The sequence below is a fragment of the Pseudomonas sp. DC1.2 genome, assembly GCF_034351645.1.
GTDB lineage: Bacteria > Pseudomonadota > Gammaproteobacteria > Pseudomonadales > Pseudomonadaceae > Aquipseudomonas.
Genome location: NZ_CP133782.1, coordinates 217540 through 238323 on the forward strand (window position 1 = coordinate 217540; position 20784 = coordinate 238323).

At 57.5% G+C, this 20784-nt stretch carries 21 protein-coding genes and 1 tRNA gene; 9 read left to right on the plus strand and 13 right to left on the minus strand.

Annotated elements, in window-relative coordinates; genetic code table 11:
• Positions 1–504: 504 nt before the first annotated feature.
• Positions 505–1896 (plus strand): GABA permease, encoded by a 1392-nt coding sequence (gene gabP / locus RHM68_RS01020; protein ID WP_322220107.1) that lies wholly within the window; start codon positions 505–507, stop codon positions 1894–1896.
• Between the two features lie 72 nt (positions 1897–1968).
• Here gabP and RHM68_RS01025 read toward each other — a convergent pair whose 3' ends face one another.
• From RHM68_RS01025 to RHM68_RS01040, 4 genes are all read right to left on the minus strand, one after another.
• A complete protein-coding gene (locus RHM68_RS01025; protein ID WP_322220108.1) occupies positions 1969–2421 on the minus strand; it encodes a hypothetical protein in 453 nt (150 codons plus the stop codon).
• Between the two features lie 5 nt (positions 2422–2426).
• Positions 2427–2843, minus strand: coding sequence for a hypothetical protein (locus RHM68_RS01030; RefSeq protein ID WP_322220109.1), 417 nt, complete (start codon positions 2841–2843; stop codon positions 2427–2429).
• A gap of 37 nt (positions 2844–2880) precedes the next feature.
• Complete coding sequence (locus RHM68_RS01035; RefSeq protein ID WP_322220110.1) at positions 2881–3837, minus strand: alpha/beta fold hydrolase; 957 nt, start codon at positions 3835–3837, stop codon at positions 2881–2883.
• Between the two features lie 69 nt (positions 3838–3906).
• A complete protein-coding gene (locus tag RHM68_RS01040; protein ID WP_322220111.1) occupies positions 3907–4965 on the minus strand; it encodes a PDDEXK nuclease domain-containing protein in 1059 nt (352 codons plus the stop codon).
• A 273-nt stretch (positions 4966–5238) separates the two neighbouring features.
• On the opposite strand from RHM68_RS01040, the gene RHM68_RS01045 reads away from it, so the two are divergent.
• Positions 5239–5688 carry a carboxypeptidase regulatory-like domain-containing protein gene (locus tag RHM68_RS01045; protein ID WP_322220112.1) on the plus strand — a complete coding sequence of 150 codons (450 nt, stop codon included), beginning with the start codon at positions 5239–5241 and terminating at the stop codon, positions 5686–5688.
• A gap of 117 nt (positions 5689–5805) precedes the next feature.
• Here the strand turns inward: RHM68_RS01045 and RHM68_RS01050 are convergent, their stop codons facing one another.
• The 7 genes from RHM68_RS01050 to RHM68_RS01080 form a co-directional block, all read right to left on the minus strand.
• Positions 5806–6597 (minus strand): TSUP family transporter, encoded by a 792-nt coding sequence (locus tag RHM68_RS01050; RefSeq protein WP_322220113.1) that lies wholly within the window; start codon positions 6595–6597, stop codon positions 5806–5808.
• 71 nt (positions 6598–6668) lie between these two features.
• Positions 6669–7748, minus strand: coding sequence for a hypothetical protein (locus RHM68_RS01055; RefSeq protein WP_322220114.1), 1080 nt, complete (start codon positions 7746–7748; stop codon positions 6669–6671).
• 330 nt (positions 7749–8078) lie between these two features.
• Positions 8079–8154: transfer RNA gene (locus tag RHM68_RS01060), tRNA-Phe, on the minus strand.
• Positions 8155–8257: 103 nt separating this feature from the next.
• Complete coding sequence (locus RHM68_RS01065) at positions 8258–8530, minus strand: oxidative damage protection protein (protein WP_322220115.1); 273 nt, start codon at positions 8528–8530, stop codon at positions 8258–8260.
• Complete coding sequence (mutY, locus tag RHM68_RS01070) at positions 8527–9594, minus strand: A/G-specific adenine glycosylase (protein ID WP_322220116.1); 1068 nt, start codon at positions 9592–9594, stop codon at positions 8527–8529. Before mutY ends, RHM68_RS01065 begins: the two co-directional genes overlap by 4 nt.
• Positions 9591–11819 (minus strand): AsmA family protein, encoded by a 2229-nt coding sequence (locus RHM68_RS01075; protein ID WP_322220117.1) that lies wholly within the window; start codon positions 11817–11819, stop codon positions 9591–9593. The genes mutY and RHM68_RS01075 overlap by 4 nt, the downstream gene beginning before the upstream one ends.
• 76 nt (positions 11820–11895) lie before the next feature.
• Positions 11896–12300 carry an acetyl-CoA sensor PanZ family protein gene (locus RHM68_RS01080; protein WP_322220118.1) on the minus strand — a complete coding sequence of 135 codons (405 nt, stop codon included), beginning with the start codon at positions 12298–12300 and terminating at the stop codon, positions 11896–11898.
• 223 nt (positions 12301–12523) lie between these two features.
• On the opposite strand from RHM68_RS01080, the gene RHM68_RS01085 reads away from it, so the two are divergent.
• The 7 genes from RHM68_RS01085 (at position 12524) to RHM68_RS01115 (ending at position 18332) form a co-directional block, all read left to right on the plus strand.
• Positions 12524–14188, plus strand: a complete 1665-nt coding sequence (locus tag RHM68_RS01085) for an OFA family MFS transporter (RefSeq protein ID WP_322220119.1) — start codon at positions 12524–12526, stop codon at positions 14186–14188.
• Between the two features lie 266 nt (positions 14189–14454).
• Positions 14455–15048, plus strand: coding sequence for an imidazoleglycerol-phosphate dehydratase HisB (gene hisB / locus RHM68_RS01090; RefSeq protein ID WP_154744815.1), 594 nt, complete (start codon positions 14455–14457; stop codon positions 15046–15048).
• Positions 15048–15686 (plus strand): imidazole glycerol phosphate synthase subunit HisH, encoded by a 639-nt coding sequence (hisH, locus tag RHM68_RS01095; protein ID WP_322220120.1) that lies wholly within the window; start codon positions 15048–15050, stop codon positions 15684–15686. Before hisB ends, hisH begins: the two co-directional genes overlap by 1 nt.
• Positions 15687–15944 carry a DUF2164 domain-containing protein gene (locus RHM68_RS01100; protein ID WP_322220121.1) on the plus strand — a complete coding sequence of 86 codons (258 nt, stop codon included), beginning with the start codon at positions 15687–15689 and terminating at the stop codon, positions 15942–15944.
• 42 nt (positions 15945–15986) lie between these two features.
• Positions 15987–16724 carry a 1-(5-phosphoribosyl)-5-[(5-phosphoribosylamino)methylideneamino]imidazole-4-carboxamide isomerase gene (gene hisA, locus RHM68_RS01105; protein WP_322220122.1) on the plus strand — a complete coding sequence of 246 codons (738 nt, stop codon included), beginning with the start codon at positions 15987–15989 and terminating at the stop codon, positions 16722–16724.
• Positions 16725–16733: 9 nt separating this feature from the next.
• Positions 16734–17504, plus strand: a complete 771-nt coding sequence (gene hisF / locus RHM68_RS01110; protein WP_121731627.1) for an imidazole glycerol phosphate synthase subunit HisF — start codon at positions 16734–16736, stop codon at positions 17502–17504.
• A 72-nt stretch (positions 17505–17576) separates the two neighbouring features.
• The gene (locus RHM68_RS01115; RefSeq protein ID WP_322220123.1) at positions 17577–18332 is read left to right on the plus strand and encodes an ABC transporter substrate-binding protein; all 756 of its coding nucleotides are present in this window, start codon (positions 17577–17579) and stop codon (positions 18330–18332) included.
• A 6-nt stretch (positions 18333–18338) separates the two neighbouring features.
• Here RHM68_RS01115 and RHM68_RS01120 read toward each other — a convergent pair whose 3' ends face one another.
• Positions 18339–19826, minus strand: a complete 1488-nt coding sequence (locus RHM68_RS01120; RefSeq protein ID WP_322220124.1) for a serine protease — start codon at positions 19824–19826, stop codon at positions 18339–18341.
• Between the two features lie 174 nt (positions 19827–20000).
• Complete coding sequence (locus tag RHM68_RS01125; protein ID WP_322223645.1) at positions 20001–20777, minus strand: divergent polysaccharide deacetylase family protein; 777 nt, start codon at positions 20775–20777, stop codon at positions 20001–20003.
• Positions 20778–20784: the final 7 nt, after the last annotated feature.

The window sequence follows — 20784 nt, forward strand, 5'->3', positions numbered from 1 at the left end:
CGAGGCGGCCAAGCTAGCATAGCGTTCGAATGGCAGCCAACAGGGCTTCGGACGGTAATCGGGTGGCATGTGACAGGTTGTCGCATCGGTACAGCTGACTGTCGCGCTGCTAACAACCGAACGAGTGTTTGATGTAACAAATCCGTGGGTGTCGCGTAAAAAAAGGCGCGATGTTGCCAGCTTTGGCGGGGTGTTGGAAGCGCTAACCGGACAAACGTTCCTGATCTGCACTTTTATTGTGCGCTCGGCGCTTTTAAGGTGTGTTTCTGGTGCGCCGGTTCGTTCTTGAAGTGGGTCGCTGGGTAACGCTCTGGCAAATTGCCATTGATCTCAATGGGTTGCGGTGACCATTCGGTCAGTCTGTAGCCCGCGTAAACCGTGAATGTGAAACATTTTGGCGCAATTATTGCGTGCAGAATAAGGAACGCCCCGTTGGATTCTTTTTACGAGAAAGAAATGCCAGACGCGGTGGACTGAATCGCTTTCCTTGCAAAGGTAGTTTCAATGAGCAGTACGCAAAGCTCCAATGGCCTCGAACAGGGGCTCAAACCGCGTCATGTGACTATGTTGTCGATCGCCGGGGTTATCGGTGCCGGGCTGTTCGTCGGCTCGGGTCACGCTATTGCAGCGGCCGGTCCTGCCGTGCTGTTGGCCTATGCCGCCGCCGGTGCTCTGGTGGTGCTGGTGATGCGCATGCTCGGCGAAATGGCCGTCGCTTCACCGGATACCGGCTCGTTCTCGACCTACGCCGATCGTGCAATCGGTCACTGGGCCGGCTTCACTATTGGTTGGCTGTACTGGTGGTTCTGGGTGCTGGTGATCCCGCTTGAGGCCAACGCCGCCGCGACCATCCTCCATGCCTGGTTCCCGAATGTGGCGATCTGGGCGTTCACCCTGATCATCACCTTGCTACTGACGGCGACCAACCTGTTCAGCGTGAAGAACTACGGTGAGTTCGAGTTCTGGTTCGCTTTGATCAAAGTCATCGCAATCATCGGTTTTGTGATCCTCGGGATTCTTGCAATCTTCGGCTTCCTGCCGAACAGCCAAGTCAGCGGCGTGTCGCACCTGTTCGACACCCAGGGCTTCCTGCCAAATGGCATGGGCGCTGTACTGGGCGCGATTCTGACCACCATGTTTTCCTTCATGGGCACCGAGATTGTGACTATCGCGGCCGCAGAATCGAAGAACCCTGGCCAGCAAATCTCCAAGGCGACCAACTCGGTTATCTGGCGGATCGGCTTGTTCTACCTAGTGTCGATCTTCATCGTTGTGGCCCTGGTGCCTTGGAACGATCCGGTTCTGGCCAGCGTCGGTTCTTACCAGACGGTGCTTGAACGCATGGGCATCCCGAATGCCAAGCTGATCGTCGACATCGTGGTTTTGGTGGCGGTGACCAGTTGCCTGAATTCGGCGTTGTACACCGCATCGCGCATGATGTTCTCGTTGGGCAAACGCGGTGATGCGCCGGCCGTTTCCCAGCGCACCAACAAAAGCGGCACGCCTTACTGGGCAGTGATCCTGTCGACCGCGGCTGCTTTCCTGGCCGTATTCGCCAACTACGTGGCCCCGGCCGCTGTGTTCGAATTCTTGCTGGCCAGCTCCGGCGCCATCGCGCTGTTGGTGTACCTGGTGATTGCGATCTCGCAACTGCGTATGCGTAAACAGCGCATGGCACGCGGTGAAAAAATCGCTTTCAGCATGTGGCTGTTTCCAGGTCTGACCTACGCGGTGATCTTTTTCATCGTCGCAGCCCTGACCATCATGTTGTTTCAGGACGCTCATCGCGTGGAGATCCTCGCGACCGGTTTCCTGAGTTTGATGGTAGTGGCGGCCGGGGTGTTTGTGGCCCGTCGTCGCAAGCAGCAGAAGCTGGGTGGGGCGGTATTGAACTGATTTATACCGCTTGACGCAAAACGGCCGCTGTCATCACTGACAGCGGCCGTTTTTGTTTGCAGTGAAAGGCGACTACTCGGCCTTTTCTTCCAGCGCGTCCAGCGATTGACGGTAGCTGTCCAGCGCATCGCCGAAGTCGGTAATGAACTGCGGGTCAGTGAGCCACGCCTGGGCCGCTTCGCGATCCATGCCGTCGGTCCACATGCGGTAGTCGATCAACATGTCGGCGGCCAGATGGGTGGCGGCCATGGCTTCGTTGTCGGCGTTTTCCATGTCCAGCAATTCTGGATGGTCGCTGATGATTTCTGCGAGGTTCGACAGCAGGGTCAGCAGCATGTCGTTACGGCCGATGGCTTCGGCATCGCGCATTTTGCTGAACATCGCCAAGGTGTATTCCGGGATCGGCTCGCCGATTTCACCCAGATCGTCGTCCAGTGCGACGGGTTTTCTGCCGTGTATGTTGATTTGCTTGGCTTTGATCTTGGCGCGTTTGGCGCGTTTCTGTTGCTTGTTCAGGGATGCCATTGAATTCAGTTCGCTTTCGGTTGTGTTTGGGCTGCGATGGCGTCGGACGCCGCCACGTAGTCGGCCTGGAAGGCCGGGGACTCAATCCACGCCAGGGCGCTGGCTTCGTCCGCTTCGGTGGACCATTGGCGATATTCGATCAGTGCGGCAAGGATGAAGTCCATGGCGCCTTCTTCGCCCTCCTGCTCGTACACCAACGCCAGTAGTGGATCCTCCAGGAAGGCCTTGCACAGGGCTTGCTGATTGGTTTTTTCGGCGTCGATCATGGTCTTGAACAGTTCGGTAAGGTCCACCGACTCGAAGTCGATACGATCGTCGTTCGGGTCCAGCTCTACTGGCGCGACGGCCCGTTGAGTGCGGTTCTGCTTGGCCTTGGTTTTAGCGCGTGTGGCACGTTTTTGCTGCTTGTTGGCGGAGGCCATGGGCGTCGTTCCGTGTTTCGTTGAGAGGGCCTGTCGCTTAGCTGCCAGGCACTCGCCGCCCAGGTGTGTCGGGGGCCAGCTTGCCAGCTTGCAGCCAGGACAATGCAATGGGCCATAGTGTGGCTTGGTATGCGCTGCGAAAAAAGGCGAAATGTCCGACTTCTTCTTCGCCGATGTCTTGCGGGGTGATTCGCAGATGAGCGGTCGTTGCGCCGGTAAAGTAATCGAGCAGGCGTTCAATGGCGGCGATTGTGCCGTAAGGGTCATCGCTGAGGCTGATAGCCAAGGTGTGTGCGGTGACGTTGGCAAAGGTTTTTGTGTGGGCGGCGCGGCCGCTGGGTCGATTCTCGTAGCGAGCGGTGAGCGTGCTCCAGTCGCGGACGACGCCCGCAGGCGTGTCTTCGAGCCAGCCGAGGCGCTTGCCCGGGAAGTAGCCGTAAATCATTGTCACCAGTGGCATTAGCACATGCCACTTGCCAAACATCCGCCAGCGATGAGCGGGCGCGTAGTCGCGCCAGTAGGCGAATTGCGCCCCTACGCTCACCAAGCGTCGGATCAGATGCCCGGAAGCGCCCAGCCCCGCCGCACAGCCGCCGAAGCTATGGCCAACGACATCGATCGGTTGTCCGGGGAATTCGCGTTGTGCGCGTTGCAACATCGCTTCGAAATCCAGCGCGCCCCAGTCGGACCAAGTGGCTTGAAGCCCTTTCAGTGAGGCGGGGCGGGACTCGCCAATGCCCCGATAGTCATACGTGATGACGTTGAAGCCGTTGCTGAACAGGTAATCGGCAAAGCGCGAGTAATGCCGGCAACGGACCGAGGTGGCGGCGTTGATGATCACCACCGGGCGGGTTGTGTCCGGATGAGTGTGGCGCCAGGTGAAACCGCCGAGTATGAAGCCGTCGCTGGCGGGTTCCTTGAACGGCTCGCCAAGAGGCCTCGGTGGTAACTCAATCCGTGGCGGCGCCGGTGAGGGCATGTCCTGCACGTTCATTGGCTTTGGACCTTTGCGGGTAGCTGCCAACCATAGTCTTCAGGGCGCGTATGGACAATCTATCGGGTGCTATCGGTCTGTTCGGTTGAGCAGGCGCTCTTCAATTGCTCGGCGTTCCTGATCCAGCGTCGCCCGAAGTTCTTCCTCGGTTGGCAGTGCCCGCTTGTATGTGCTGGCAAACAGTTGTTCGTTCCCCTCCAGCACCGAATAGCGCACCACTGATTCATCCCTCTGTGCGCACAGAAAAATGCCGACGGTGGGGCCGTCTTCTGTTCCACGCGTAAGGTCGTCAAAGCGGCGCACATTCAGATCCATTTGGCCCACGTCTTCATGGATTAACTCACCGATTTTCAGATTGACGATGGCAAAACACTTGAGCAGGTAGTTGTAGAACACGAGGTCGATGTAGACGTCATCCCTGTCGGTGCTGATGCGTTGCTGGCGAGCGATGAAGGCGAAGCCTTTGCCCCGTTCAAGCAGGAAACTCTGCAGGTGGCTGATCAGTGCTTTTTCAAGTTCTGTTTCTGTGACCAGGCCCGCGTTCGGTAGCCCGAGAAACTCGAATACCGATGGATCCCGAACAAAATCCCGTGGACTGGCGATCATCTGCTGGATATGGGTAGCCGCCTCTTGCTCAATGCTAGCTCGGTCGCGGCTTGCCAGCAGGCGTTCGTAGTAAAGGGTGCTGATTTGGTGCTCGAGGGCACGGCTTGACCAGTTCTGAATGGCTGATTCGTTCATGTACCACCGACGGGCCTTGTCACTGTCGACACGTATCAGCCTGAGGTAATGGGTCCAGCTCAATTCGAGGCGCAGTGCGCTTCGAATTGGAAACGCCTGATAAAAAAGTAGCATTTTCCGCAGTTGGGTTTCGTCAAAGCCTTTGCCGAAATTCGTCGTCAGCACCGTCGCCAGTGTTGTCACCAGATGCTCGCCATACTCGGCTCGCCGAGCCCCTTCTTGCTCGAATTCGACAATATGCCGCCCGATCTGCCAATAGGTTTGCACCTGAGTGGTATCGACCGCGGCTAGCATTTTTTTCCGCGCCTGATGAATCAGCTCGTCAATGGGCCCGAGTAGTAAAGCAAGGTGTGGGTCTTGAGGGGTGTCAGGAGTAACAGCGCTCATGAAGTCTTCCGCGGCTGAATGAACAAGCGCAAAGCATGACAAGCGCAGCAGTGTGCCGATGCCGGGCGCTGCTGGTTAGTCGGAAGGATGCATCAGTATATTTTGCAGGACTGGTCTGGCGGAGCCCTACGCGCACGGAATAAAACCTGTAGTCCAATTCGCAGTGTGCCCAATTGCCAATTGATCTAAAACTTGAGCGTCAGCCAGGAAATCAATACGCAGTAACGATTAGGTTCTAACCATTGGGTTCTGTAGATCCCGGGAGTCGCCCTTATGAAATACATCCATTCGCTGGTTTTCCCATTCGCCGTCCTCAACGTGCTGATGTTTGCAACCCTGGCCCAGGCTGCCAGTCTCGATCCGGTTGATGATTCCGCTGTTCAGGTTCAGCCGCAGCAGCAAAACGGTATCACCTACCTGTCTGGTGGTATTGGCGAAGATGAGACGAAGGCGATTCAGCAGTCCAAGGGCTACAACGTCCACATGACCTTCTCCGCCGGACCGCAGAACAAATACATACCCGACGTGGATGTGGTTGTTCAAACAGTTCAGGGGCAGACCGTGCTGACCCTTAATCAGGCCGGACCACTGGTTTACGTCCAACTGCCTGCCGGTAAGTACACCGTGACAGCCACGCGTAACGGTGAGGTTCGGCGTGACGTGACCGATGTGGGCAGCGGCACTGCGCGTAATCTGGTTTTCCACTGGAACGAAGCAAATTAGGCGCCTCGGTTTCGGTGCATTGGCTTGTCCGGCTGTCGTGATTACGATTCGATGCAGGTAGAGGCGCAAGCGCTGTGAGAAACGACTGTTCAGTTCCTGACCAGTGTTCGCCAGCGCTTATAACGATGCCAATGATTGGAGGACTGCAACACGCAAAGGATTGGTCTCCACGCTCAGCAGCTTAATGGCTAAGGCGCAGCAGACCACGATCAACATGGGTTTGATCAGCCGGGGGCCGACCCGAACAGCTGCTCGTGCGCCTAGCTGCGCACCGATGAACGCCGCCAAAGCCATGGCTATGGCAATCGGCCAGATAATCACCCCTTTGGTGATAAAAACCGATAGAGAACCCAGGTTGCATGAGGCATTGGCAAGTTTGGTGAAGCTCATGGCCCGCATCATGCCCAGGCCGCAGAGAAGGACAAACCCGACAATGAAGAAAGAACCTACGCCGGGGCCAAATATGCCGTCGTAAAAACCCAGGATCGGCGCCACGGTAAACGAGAAAAGCAGGATGCCGATTCTCTTGCGTCGATCCTCATTGGCCAGTTTTGGCGAGAGCGCAAAATAGATAGCCACCAGAATCAGCATGATGGGCACGCATACTTCCAGATAACGCTTATCGATAGAGCTGACCAACAAGGCACCACCGGCGCCGCCAATAAATCCGCAGACAATCAGGAAACGGCCTTGGCGCCACTCGATCATACCCTTGCGAGCAAAGATTATGGTTGCCGAGACAGTTGCCGAAGCGGCCTGGAACTTGTTCGTTGCAATTGCACTAATCGGATCTACACCAGCCAGAAACAATGCAGGCAGGGTGATCAAGCCACCACCACCGGCAATAGCATCAAAAAAGCCGGCACAAAAGGCGACAAGCGCCAACATACCAATGACATCCCAAGACATTCCATTCCCTCTTTATCGTTATTGGCCAGTAATCACATGACGGTCGTTCAACAGCCTGAACATTTAAAAAATCAGCCCTGCAGCAGTAATGGATCATCTGAAATAACGATAGGGGACGAAAATTTTGAAAGTCCGAAGATGCGAACCAAGACTCGTCTGTTGTCTTTGATGACATCCCGACAGTGCAGAGCCCGGGTGTTATTGATGGCCATGGCCGATTCCTGTGTCAGCGTGTATTCAGCCGGAGTTGCTTCGTTCACGCTCTGGCAAAGGTCGGTATAGGCTTGTTTAACAAAGATAGAGGCATTCTCATTGACCGAAAACCGATACGAATTGAAACGGGCGGCGAACCCGACTTTGTCGTCGAACTCCAGAATCGAAACGTCGCCGCCATCTTCCCCTTTGCCACTGACAAAGGAGTCGCTGCGAGTGAACTGGAAGTTACTCGTGGTCAGTGCGAGGCAGTTGGTGGCGCCAATTTTATCGAGTATGGGAGGCAGAGGAATGACCCGTGTAGGTTCCAGGCTGGGGTTCCACAGGGCGGAAAGTATGAGCGACGATGGAGAGGGTGAGTGCCCGTCTTTCGCGTTTACAGCGCACCAGTAAGGCGCCTCGGTATGCGGGCCAAGTGCGAGCCCGGAATGGGAGCTCAGTTCTTTGATTTTCTGCTCTGCATTGATTTTTATGAGTCCGCCGCCCTTGAAGTTGGCCACCAATCGAACCAGTTTTCCTTCGTTATCCATGTCATAGGCGAAGGCTGTGTTATCCACCAGTTTCAACAGGATCTGACTACGGGCAGCCAGGCAAAGCGTGTCGTATCGATTTTCGAGGGACGTCAGGTTTGGTAGTTCAGTTGGAGGGATGACATCGGTAAATTTCTGCAACCCTTCAAAGATCAATACGGACATCAGGCCGTCGGAGTAGGCACCCAGCAACTCGCATTGGCCTTTCGAAAATGAGAGCTTTAACTCGGTGGCTGCCAGAGAGACTTTGGACTTGGCTCCTGGTGCCTGCGGCCCGCCGATGGCGGCCAGTTCCTCGGAGAATCTATGAAGCAGGGTCGCCTGTCGAATATCAAAGCTGAACGTTCTGATTTCTTGTTCAGTAAAAAACTCGGCGGTTTCGACGTCGTGCTTGATGGCACCAGTCATTGTCTACATCCCTGTCGTTTATTCGCTCCCGGTTATGCGGCAGCTCCTCCTTGAATTCTGCCTGGTCCGATAATCTGCGTATGTCATCCATTTCCGTTAAAGCCTACGGAGCATTCCGACAGACCCGAGGGGCTGCCAAAAATGTCGATCATCACTGCTGATATTTCTCGGGACTGGGCCTCGGCGAGCGTTACAGGCATTACATGACGTGGCGGTAGGAGGTGGGGAATGAGTGCTTCGTCCGGCACTTCGATGGCGAGTGAAGCGGCGCTTGGTCAAATCGCAGGCATAAAAAAACCCTGAATCTTGCGATTCAGGGTTTTCGGTATTTGGTGCCCAGAGACGGAATCGAACCGCCGACACGGGGATTTTCAATCCCCTGCTCTACCGACTGAGCTATCTGGGCAACGGGGCGCATTAAACTGGTTTTTCAGGGGGTCGTCAAGCAAGTTTTCAAAAAATATTTAGTTATTACCGTCGCTTACGATCCAACCCCCGTTTTTGCGGGGTTACTCAGCGGGCGGAACGTAGCCATCGGCCTTGGCGTATTCCTCGCCTGAGAAGAACTTGTCCATCTCGCCCTGCAAGTATTTGCGGTCTTCGGCGTTCATCATGTTCAGGCGTTTTTCGTTGATCAGCAGTGTCTGGTGTTTTTGCCAGTCGGCCCAGGCTTTTTGTGAGACATGGTCAAAAATATCCTGACCTTTTGCGCCCGGAAACGGAGCGCGCTCCAGGGCGGGCAATTCTTCTTTGTACTTGCGGCACATGATGGTGCGGGTCATGACGACTCTCCTGCGTTCAATACGGCGGCCGCGCGTTCGAGCAATGTTTTGACCGGGGCGGCAAGGCCCAGGCGCGGCGGGGTGGCGAGGTTATACCAGAGCCAGTCGGCCTCGGCCACGTGATGGCCGGACTCCTGGACCTGTACCAGCCAGGGTTCGATGGACAACTGAAAATGGCTGAAGGTGTGTACCAGGCTCGGCAGCGCTTGTTGCGTGCCCAGTGCCAGCGAGTGCTGCGCGGCCAGGTGTTGCAGGTCATCGAGGTCGTCGAGTTCCGGCAAGCTCCATAAACCGCCCCACAGGCCCGTTGAAGGGCGACGGTAAAGCAGAATCGCGCCTTGGCCGTTGGCGAGCATCGGCATCAGCGTGCGTTTTTGCGGCACGGCTTTACGCGGCTTGGGGATCGGGTAGCGGGTTTCCAGGCCGAGCATGTGCGCTTCGCAACCCTTTTCCAGCGGGCAGAGCAGGCAGCTCGGTTTGCTGCGCGTACAGAGCGTCGCGCCCAGGTCCATCATCGCTTGGGTGTAAGCGTTGACCCGAGCATGCGGCGTAAAGCGCTCAGCGTTCGCCCAGAGCTGTTTGGCAACCTTCGGCTCGCCGGGATAGCCCTCTTGCGCGGTAAAGCGCGCCAGCACGCGTTTGACGTTGCCGTCGAGGATCGGCGCCCGCAGGCCCATGCTCAGGCTGGCGATCGCGCCGGCCGTGGACAAACCGATGCCCGGCAGCTCAACCAGCTTCTCCACATCACGGGGAAACTCGCCACCGTATTCAGCGACGACGATCTTTGCGGTTTTCTGCAAATTGCGCGCTCGGGTGTAGTAACCCAAACCTGTCCACAAGTGCAGCACTTCGTCTTCCGGCGCGGCGGCCAAGGCTTCAACAGTTGGCAGCGAAGCCATGAAGCGGTCGAAGTAATTCAGTACGGTGCTGACCTGGGTCTGTTGCAGCATGATTTCCGAGACCCAGACTCGATACGGCGTGATGCCCTGCTGCCACGGCAAGTCGTGCCGGCCGTGGCGGTCATACCAGTCCAGCACCGCCGTTGAAAACTGCTCGGCTCTCATCGCTTGAACAACCCCTTCAAGGCGTTTTTCAGTTCAGGGCTGACTTTGTCACCGAGCTTCTCGTCGATTTTTTCGCTGAGTTTGTCTCCGGCAAATTTGGCCGCCACTTGCCCCATGCGCTCGTTGTCCAGGCGGCAGGCCTTGGCGCCCAGCTCCAGGGGGCCACGGCAGCGCAGCGGCCACTCGATGCCGACGAACTTGTCGCCGACCTGGCAGGCCGGATCAGGTATGGCGCTGGTGTCACCTTCGACGATGATGCCGACGCGGTAGTCCATGCCCATCACACGCAGATCGACGTCACCGTCACCGTTGACGGTCATGCCGGGGATGCGCACCTTGAGGTCCGGGTTGCTGGCCACGCCGTTGCGGAACGTCAGGTTGCCCTTGAGCTCCTGAAATGGCGTGTCCTTGCCCCGTTGCTCGCCGCTGAGGGTTTTGCGGTTCAGGGTCGCAATGCCTTTGCACAATTGCTGTTCGAGGTTGGCATTGAGCAGTACGCCGTTGTTGATCACGAAGCTGGCGTTGCCGTTAAGGCTGTCGATCAGCGCTTTCTGGCTGTTGCCGCTGCCGGTGAGGGCGCTGTTGAGCGTGACGAGACCTTTGACCGGCGGATTTTTCCCTTGGCTTTCGAGGATTTTTTCCACCGGCACTTTGTTGATGCGGGTTTGTAGATTCAGCGCCGGCACCGGTTGGCGAACGTCCAGCGTGCCTTTGGCATCGAACGTGCCGCCGTACAGCTCGCCGCGCAGGTTATCCAGGGTCAGCAGGCCGCCTTGGCCGGTGGCCTTGAGCGCTGCGTTGCGGATTGGCAGTTTGTCGAGGGTCAACTGGCCAAACGTCAGGTCGGCGTCTACATCGAGTTTGCTCAGGCGCTCCACCGGCAACAGGCGCTCGGTGCTCCATGCGCCTTTGGTAGGTGCGTCCGGCAGCGGCGTGGTGCCGGCGCCGGCCATGGCATCGGCTTCGGTGCTGGCGACTTGGGCTTCGCGTGCTTGCGCCGCGCTCTTGGCGTCGGCGGATTTCGGCGGCAAGTAGCGGTCAACGTTGAAGGTGTCAGCCTTAAGCACGGCTCGCAGCGACTGCTTGGCGAAGTCGTCAACCGCGATGCGACCGCTGAGGTTGCTGTCGTCGAGTTTCAGGTTGATGTTGTCCAGCGCAAGGCTGGTGGGGGTGCCCGCGAGTCGGGTCACCAGTTCGACCTTGGTCAGGCTGCCTTCGGCCATGGCCGGGAGTTTCTGGCCGACGCTGTCGACGAATTTTGCCAGGTCAAATTGCGCAATCGACAGGCCGCCGCTGATCTGCGGCGTCTTGTTCAGATCGTTGACCTTCAGTTCGCCCAGCGCTCGCAGTTGGTTGGCGGAGATCTTGATACCGGTCCATTCGGCGACGTTGGCGGCTTTATCCAGCAACAACTGGCCTTGGGCGGAGAACGTCATGGTCTTGCCTTGCAACGGATCGCCGGTCACTTCTCCGGAGAGTTTCATGTCTTCGAACTGGAACCGTTGAAGGGCGCGGGCGATGCGCAGCTCGCCGTTGAGTTCGGTACGTACCCTTAGCGCGGGTTGATTGGCGGACAGGAACGCAGTGAGTTTGAGCGGAATGTTGGTTGAGTCGTGGATCGCCCCGGTGCTCAGCTGGATACTTTCAGCGTTGAAGTTCTTGCCCGTTTGCTCGTCGTTGTATTCCACCCGAGCGTTGTTAACGGTCAGGCTGTCGATGTCCAGGCGAATCGGCTGCGGTGGCTTCTCTTCTTGCGCGATAGCTTCGGGTGCCGCTGCGCCAGGGGTGGCCTCAGGCGTGGCTGCCGTGGCCGGCTCCGGCGCTTTCTTGCCGATGTCTTCCCAGTTGCCGTGGCCGTCCTTGTCTCGGTTCAGGCGCAGATTGAGGCCTTCGACACGCACGTCGCTCATCTGCACCTCACGGCGCAGCAACGGCAACACGCGGACCGAAAGGCCGAGCATCTGCAAGTCGGCATAGGGTTCGTTGGGCTTGATCAGGGTCGCGATGCTGGCATCGTGCAGTTCCAGGCCCAGCCACGGGAACAGGCTCCAGCCAATATCGCCATTGAGCGTCAGCTCGATGTGGGCTTTGTCTCTGGCAATCTGGCGAATCTTGTCTTTGTAGTCGTTGGGATCGAAGAGGTGGGTCAGGGCGAAGCCCAGCGCCACAATGATCAGCAACAGCCCGAGAAGTACCAGACCCAGGATTTTGCCGAACGCTTTCATGGGCGAGTCCTTGTAATTAGTCGAATTCGAAATATAGCCGGGGAGTATAGCGCCGCAAAACTGACGACCGGTCAGTTCATGTGGGCAGTACATCCAACGGCAGTTTCAGTTTGGCCGCCAGTGCCTGAGCTTCCAGGTGCCCAGCAGGCGCCAGCAGATGCAGTGTCGCGCCCGAACGCGCGGCCATTTTCTGCGCTTCGCTCACCAACCGCTCGGCCACGCCACGGCGACGGGTAACTTTTCTTACGCAAATTTGGGACAAGTGCCAGATGTCCGCTCGTCGGTGAAGATGCCCGGCTCCCAGCAGTCGATCGTTGAAGCGTCCAGCGATCAGCGACCCGTCGCGCAAGCAGCCTTCGATCAGCTGAACCTCCCCTGCAAACGGCGCAAACAGCCACTGCGGCGCGTCGCGGTAAATCTTTTGCAGGTCTTGCTGATCCTGGTAGGTGGCTTCGTTCAGCAGCTCGACAATGATCGGCATGGCGGTTCCTTGAGGGGGTGCGATAGCAGATGACACAGAAAAGGTGATGTCAGTTTGGTTTTTCTGGCGCCAGCAAATGGTAACCTCTGCCAGTTCGTCCGTCCTTCTGCGACTTAGCGTCGCGCCTAATGGAGCTACACCCGAAAAACAGCCATGCCTGCGTGCATATCGGCTGGAGATGAACAGCGGCCGGCGAACCATACTAATAATTGGGGTATACACAATGAGCACGAGCATCACGGCGGAAGGCTTTGAGTCTGACCAGCCTGCGTTCCTCTCCAAGGAACGCATCATCGCCAAGCCCGGTTTCAACCGTTGGCTGGTCCCACCGGCCGCGTTGGCCATTCACCTTTGCATCGGCATGGCCTATGGCTTTTCGGTGTTTTGGTTGCCGCTGTCAAAAGCGCTGGGCGTGACGGCCCCAGTCGCCTGCGCGCCGGACATGAGCTTCATCTCGCAAGTCTTTTCGTCGCAATGCGACTGGCCGATCTCAATGCTCGGCTGGATTTACACCCTGTTCTTCATCTTCCTCGGCTGCTCGGCAGCGATTTGGGGCGGTTGGCTGGAACACGCAGGTCCGCGCAAGGCTGGCGTTGTATCGGCCCTTTGCTGGTGTGGCGGTCTGCTGATCTCTTCATTAGGGATTTATACCCACCAGATCTGGTTGATGTGGATCGGCTCCGGGGTCATTGGCGGTATCGGCTTGGGCCTGGGTTACATCTCGCCCGTTTCGACCCTGATCAAATGGTTCCCGGACAAGCGCGGCATGGCGACCGGTATGGCGATCATGGGGTTCGGCGGTGGCGCGATGGTAGGTGCTCCGCTGGCCGCTGCCTTGATGGGCCACTTCGCTTCGCCAGGCGGTGTCGGCGTTTGGCAAGCCTTCCTGGTGATGGCGGCGATTTACTTCGTGTTCATGATCGGTGGCGCACTGTCCTACCGCGTTCCGCCAACCGGCTGGAAGCCTGAAGGCTGGACCGCGCCGGTGAAAAAAGCCGCGAACGCGATGATTACCCATCGTCACGTCCACGTGAACGTAGCCTGGAAGACGCCACAATTTCGTCTGGTGTGGCTGGTGCTGTGCCTGAACGTGTCCGCCGGTATCGGCATCCTCGGCATGGCTTCGCCCCTGTTGCAGGAAGTCTTCGGTGGCAAATTGATTGGTGTTGACCTGCCGTTCGGTCAGCTGGATGCCGCGCAACTGGCTTCCATCGCTGCGATTGCAGCGGGTTTCACTGGTTTGCTGAGCCTGTTCAACATTGGCGGACGGTTTTTCTGGGCATCGTTCTCGGACTACCTGGGCCGCAAAAACACCTATTTTGTGTTCTTTGCTCTGGGCTTTGCCCTGTACTCGTTGATCCCGACCCTCGGTCACTTGGGCAGCGTTGCGCTGTTCGTGGCGGCGTTCTGCATTGTCCTGTCGATGTACGGCGGTGGTTTTGCGACGGTGCCGGCTTACCTGGCGGACCTGTTTGGTACGCAAATGGTCGGAGCGATCCATGGTCGTCTGCTGACAGCATGGGCGGCAGCGGGTGTATTGGGGCCAGTGTTGGTGAACTACTTGCGTGAATATCAACTGAGCATCGGTGTTGAACGTGCCGCCGCTTATGACATCACCTTGTACATCCTCGCAGGCCTGCTAGTGCTGGGCTTCATCTGCAACCTGATGGTGCGCCCGGTCGCTGACAAGTACTTCATGACCGACGCTCAACTGGCGGCTGAACAAGCGCTGGGCCACGACAAGGGTGCTGACAGCAGCACCGTGCTGGAGTGGAAAGCGGCGCCGGGCACCAAGCCGTTGGCGGTCGCAGCGTGGCTGGTGGTGGGTATTCCGTTGGCGTGGGGCGTTTGGGTGACTCTGCAGAAAACGGCTGTCCTGTTCCATTAAGTAAACGCGTTGTCCCTGGGGGAGCGAGCTTGCTCGCGATAGCGGTCTGACACTCGACAGCGATGTTGAGTGTGCTGGCCTCATCGTGAGCAGGCTCGCTCCCCCATTTGTTTTGCGGTTTTGCAACGAAACCGCTTGTATGGACATGTCTATCCCCGGCAGCGCTGGAATCAGCCCGTCAGGGATATCACCTCTCGTGTTTCTGTTTCGCGCCTTCACCCCTATAATGGCTGCCTTTTTCGCCCAATGATTTTGCGGAGCTGGTGATGGCCGAACGTAAGGCGTCTGTCGAGCGCGACACTCTGGAAACCCAGATCAAAGCCTCGATCAACCTGGATGGCACCGGAAAGGCCCGGTTTGATATCGGTGTTCCTTTTCTTGAGCACATGCTCGACCAGATCGCCCGTCATGGGCTGATCGACCTGGATATTGTCAGCAAGGGCGACCTGCATATCGACGACCACCACACGGTGGAAGACGTCGGTATCACATTGGGTCAGGCCTTTGCCAAAGCCATCGGCGACAAGAAAGGCATCCGTCGTTACGGCCATGCCTACGTGCCGCTCGATGAGGCGCTGTCGCGCGTAGTGATCGACTTCTCTGGCCGCCCAGGCTTGCAGATGCACGTTCCCTACACCCGCGCCACCGTGGGCGGTTTTGACGTCGACCTGTTCCAGGAATTTTTCCAGGGCTTCGTCAACCACGCCAACGTCAGCTTGCACATCGACAACCTGCGTGGCACCAACACGCACCACCAGATCGAAACCGTGTTCAAGGCATTCGGTCGCGCGCTGCGCATGGCGGTGGAACTGGATGAGCGCATGGCCGGGCAAATGCCGTCGACCAAAGGCGTTCTGTAATGCAGACGGTCGCGGTAATCGATTACGGCATGGGCAACCTGCACTCGGTGGCCAAGGCCCTCGAACACGTCGGTGCCGGCAAGGTCTTGATCACCAGCGATGCCGATGTGATCCGCGAAGCCGACCGAGTGGTATTTCCCGGTGTCGGCGCGATTCGCGACTGCATGGCGGAAATCCGTCGCCTGGGCTTCGACTCGCTGGTGCGTGAAGTCAGCCAGGACCGTCCGTTCCTCGGCATCTGCGTCGGCATGCAAGCCTTGCTCGACAGCAGTGAAGAGAACGACGGCGTTGACTGCATCGGTCTGTTTCCGGGCGCGGTGAAGTTCTTCGGCAAAGACCTGCATGAAGACGGCGAACACTTGAAAGTCCCGCATATGGGCTGGAACGAAGTGAAACAGACGGTCAGTCACCCGCTGTGGCACAACATCCCGGACTTGGCACGTTTCTATTTTGTGCACAGCTACTACATCGCGGCCGGTCATGCGCGGCAAGTGGTGGGGGGCGGTCACTACGGTGTCGATTTCGCGGCTGCGCTGGCCGAAGGCTCGCGTTTCGCCGTGCAGTTCCACCCGGAGAAGAGCCATACCCATGGCCTGCAACTTTTGCAGAACTTCGCGGCGTGGGATGGTCGCTGGTAAATGGCCGTCAAGAAAAAGCCGCCGATCCTGACCCTCACTCCTGAGCAGGAGAACGAGGCTAATCACAAGATCAAACGCTTTATGGCAGATCGCTTCGAACTGGACCTGGGTTCGTTCGAAGCGGCTGAAATCCTTGAGTTGTTTACTACCGAAATCGCGCCGCACTATTACAACAGGGCGATTTTCGATGTGCAGACGCACCTTAAAGAAAGGTTCGAAAGCATTGAAAGCGACCTGTGGGCGCTCGAGAAAAACTGATTTCCGAGCGAAGCTGAACACTCGAATTTGAAGGTTTGCCAGATGCTGATTATTCCCGCTATCGATCTCAAGGACGGTGCCTGTGTTCGTCTGCGCCAGGGCCGCATGGAAGATTCCACAGTGTTCTCCGATGACCCGGTGAGCATGGCTGCCAAATGGGTGGAGGGCGGTTGCCGTCGTCTGCATCTGGTCGACCTGAACGGCGCCTTCGAAGGCCAGCCAGTCAATGGTGACGTCGTCACCGCCATCGCCAAGCGCTACCCGAACCTGCCGATCCAGATCGGCGGCGGTATCCGCTCTCTGGAAACCATCGAGCACTACGTGAAAGCGGGCGTGAGCTACGTGATCATCGGCACCAAAGCCGTGAAAGATCCAGCCTTTGTTGCTGAAGCTTGCCGCGCGTTTCCGGGCAAAGTGATCGTGGGTCTGGACGCCAAGGACGGTTTCGTCGCCACCGACGGCTGGGCTGAAATCAGCACCATTCAGGTGATCGACCTGGCCAAGCAGTTCGAAGCTGATGGCGTGTCTGCGATCGTTTATACCGACATCGCCAAAGACGGCATGATGCAGGGCTGCAACGTTTCGTACACCGCTGCCCTGGCCGCTGCCACGCGCATTCCGGTGATCGCTTCCGGCGGTATTCACAACCTCGGTGACATCAAATCGCTGCTCGACGCCAAGGCGCCCGGCATCATCGGCGCAATCACCGGCCGGGCGATCTACGAAGGCACCCTCGATGTCGCGGAAGCGCAAGCTTTCTGCGATTCGTACAAAGGCTGAGGACTGACCATGGCGCTGGCCAAACGCATCATCCCTTGCCTGGACGTGGATAACGGCCGGGTGGTCAAGGGCGTCAAGTTCGAGAACATCCGTGATGCCGGTGACCCGGTGGAAATCGCCCGTCGTTATGACGAGCAGGGCGCCGACGAGATTACCTTTCTCGACATCACCGCCAGCGTTGATGGTCGCGATACGACGCTGCATACCGTCGAACGCATGGCCAGCCAGGTTTTCATCCCGCTGACCGTGGGCGGTGGCGTGCGTACCGTGCAGGACATTCGCAACTTGCTCAATGCCGGCGCGGACAAAGTGTCTATCAACACCGCCGCCGTGTTCAACCCTGAGTTCGTAGGTGAGGCGGCGCAGCATTTCGGCTCGCAGTGCATCGTTGTCGCCATCGATGCAAAGAAGGTTTCATTGCCGGGCGAAACCCCGCGCTGGGAAATCTTCACCCACGGCGGCCGCAAACCGACCGGCCTCGACGCTGTCGAGTGGGCGAAGAAGATGGAAGGCCTTGGGGCCGGTGAGATTCTCCTGACCAGCATGGATCAGGACGGTATGAAAAATGGTTTCGACCTGGGCGTGACCCGTGCCATCAGCGACGCGTTGGGCATTCCCGTAATCGCATCCGGCGGTGTCGGTAACCTGCAGCACTTGGCCGACGGCATTATTGAAGGTCACGCCAGTGCAGTGTTGGCGGCGAGTATTTTCCACTTCGGCGAATACACCGTGCAGGAAGCCAAGGCCTACATGGCACATCGCGGCATCGTGATGCGTTAAAGATACAGGCCAGTGGACAGCATGGCGGCCTCAAGGCACTCTGGGGCACGCCATGGATTCCGGTAGCCCGACATGCTTAAACGCCTCCTCCTTGTTCTCGCCAGCGCTTCTCTGCTGCTGATCAACGTAGCCCGCGCCGCAGAAAGCCCGGACACCGATCTGGTGTTGCTGACGGAAAACTTTCCTCCGTACAACATGGCGAAGAACGGTAAGAACTTCGCCCAGGACGAGAACATCAACGGCATCGCCGTGGACATCGTCCGTGAGATGTTCAAACGCGCCAACGTCACCTACAGCCTCACGCTGCGCTTCCCTTGGGAGCGAATCTACAAACTCGCCCTCGAGAAACCTGGCTACGGCGTATTTGTGATGGCACGGCTGCCAGACCGCGAAAAACTCTTCAAGTGGGTCGGCCCGATTGGTCCGGACGATTGGATCATGCTGGCCAAGGCTGACAGCAATATTAGCCTCGACACCCTGGAGCAGGCGCGTCGCTACAAGATTGGCGCCTACAAAGGTGATGCGATTGCCGAGACGTTGGGCAAGCAAGGACTCAAGCCCATCCTGGTGCTGCGCGATCAGGACAACGCCAAGAAACTGGTCAATGGCCAGATCGACTTATGGGCCACTGGCGACCCTGCCGGCCGTTATCTTGCGCGTGAGGATGGCGTGACCGGACTCAAGACCGTATTGCGCTTCAACAGCGCCGAACTCTATCTGGCCTTGAACAAAGACGTGCCAGACGAGGTCGTGGTCAGGCTTCAGGCTGCGCTGGATCAGCTGCGCAAGGAAGGCGTGGTCGACGAGATCATGGCGCGCTACCTCTAAGCGGTTTCAGGGGCGCTGAATGACGTCGGTACGAACGCCGGAAGTGCTCAGGTTGCGGTCCATGGTGAAGCTGCACATCGTGCGAGGCAGGTCATCGAGGAACATTGCAATAGCGTTTTCTACCTTTTCGTATGACTTGGGATCGATATCAGCACAATTCGTTTCGCCAATCGGGCCGGCATAAAACTGCGTCCAAATGCTTCGGTCTTGCTTCTCGCGGAACGTGATTAGGATTAAGTCGTCCAAAGGTTCAGTGATGAAAGTCGGTTCTGGCAGTTTATCCACAGCGGGTTCTACGATACGTGCCGGATATATCTGGGTGTTCCTTTGAAGTCCGGTAGAGGGCCGTTGATTGGCTGATTCCACACCCAGCAAGCAAAGATAATAGAGCCCCGTCTCTCGACCGATAGGTTCATCCACTTTGCCGTCTGCCGTACTTTTAGTACCGCTGAAGCGCTCGGACGAGTAGCAGGCTTGAGCGTCACGTACCGTTTTAGAACGATAAAAAGGAGTGCTCATCGTAAAGTCGATATCCCAGACTGGCGTTGGATCGCTGCTATTAATCGGCTTCTTGTAAAGTTGAACGTCGGTGTCCTTGGAAGAGGAGTAATAGAAGTTGGGTTTTAAAGTGCAGAAAGCCGCGTCCATATCAAATCGACCACCGCTGAAGCAATACGAAAGATAATCGACAGGAAAACTGTGACTTGCCTGATCAGGCAAGAGGGATTTGGTTTTAGTGTCTGCGCACAGTGCATGCCAGAAACACAAATCATCTGGCGAGATGCCGTAGGTTGTTCCAGACAGTACCCCGGTAATTTCCCCTGACGCTGCATCCAGTACCGGAGATCCCGACGACCCCGGCGCGATGCCCTTGCAGTCTTGTTTTTGGTAATTGGTGTGGACGGTCAGGTACTTGACCAGCGTGGTCTTTGCCGGCTCTTGGGTGCAGCTCGACAACCTGAGACCGGGTGCGATCTCCGGGGCGCCGATGACGTGAACCCGGCCGGGCCTTGTCGGCGCGGCAGACGCAAGTTTGAGCGGGGTGATGCCATCCTTCAGCAGCGTGTCCAGCGACGTGTGCAGTTCCATGATGGCGACATCGGTGCTGGCGAGACTGGCCCAGTTGACCTTGTTGATCTCATAACGTTTGCCGTCCACCAGCGTGTCGTGGAAATAGTTGAATTGCATCTGGCCTTTGTAGGCGGTGTTGGCGGCGCTGCCGGAAATGATTGAAGCGCAATGGCCATTGGTCAATATATAGGCCGGGCCTCTAGTGGTATTTGTCGCGCCGCGAGTATCCAACAAACTTGCCGTGCAATAGCCGGCGTCATCTACGAATATTTTGCCGATGCCATTCCAGTGTTTGAATTGAGTGTCTGCATTGCTGAGCAGAACGGGCTCTGGAGACTCCGGATAATTACTCGAACAAGCGAGTTGCGGAAGTGTCAGTGCTGCCAGGGTACAGATTTTTAGTGCAAAAAATTTAAGGGCCATAACCGATCCTTGGTTGTGGGGATTAATAGAATATTTTTGATAAAGGGTGATGCGGGCGGGAGTCTAACGGAAAAATTAGTGCGGTAATTAGAGTGGAGTATGTCTTGTTGTAAGTTGGTATTTAGTGGGCCAGTTAGTTGGCCGGTGCTGACGAGTAGTTGCCTGTAAGGCGACTCAACGATAAATCCCGTCTTTACCATGTGCCGCCGTGGCGCGATTGCTGCGCACGCTGATCATCAGCTTGATGTCGATCCAGTCAATACCCTGCGCCTTGAGCTTGGGCAGTTCGCGCTCCAGCACCGCCAGTGTCTGCGGGTACGGATGCCCGATCATTACCGCCGAGCCTTGTTTACGCGCCAGACTGATTGCCGTCTGTAGTTGCGTGAAAATCGCTGCCTCGGTGCGTTCGTCATCGAGAAACACATCCCGCGAAACACTGGCCAAGCCAATCTTCTGCGCCTCAGCCGCTGCAACCGTCTGGGCACTGGTACGGCTGTCGACAAAGAATTTGTGACGCCGCTGCAATTCGCCCATCAGCCAGGCCATGGCGTCCGGCTGTGCGGTCATGCGGCTGCCCATGTGGTTGTTGACGCCCGCAGTGAAAGGCACGGCCTTGAACGCAGCGTCCAGGCGTTTTGCCAATTCGTCGATGGGCAGGTCGGGGTGCCAGGCGAACGGGCCGGTGGCTGGGTCCATGGGCATGTGCAGCATGACGATCTTGCCTGCGCGATGAGCTTCGCGGGCAAATTCAGCGGCGTGCGGGGTGTCGGGCATGATCGCCGTGGTCACCGGGCCGGGGAGGGCCAGCACACGACGGTCCCGGGGCAGGTTCTGCCCCAGGTCATCGATGATCAGGCTCAGGTAGGCCTTGTGTGGCGTTGTTCGGGCGGGATCTGCGTGAGCAGCACCCGCCAGGCAGCACATCAAGCTGAGGAGCAGCAGCAACCGCACGCGCATC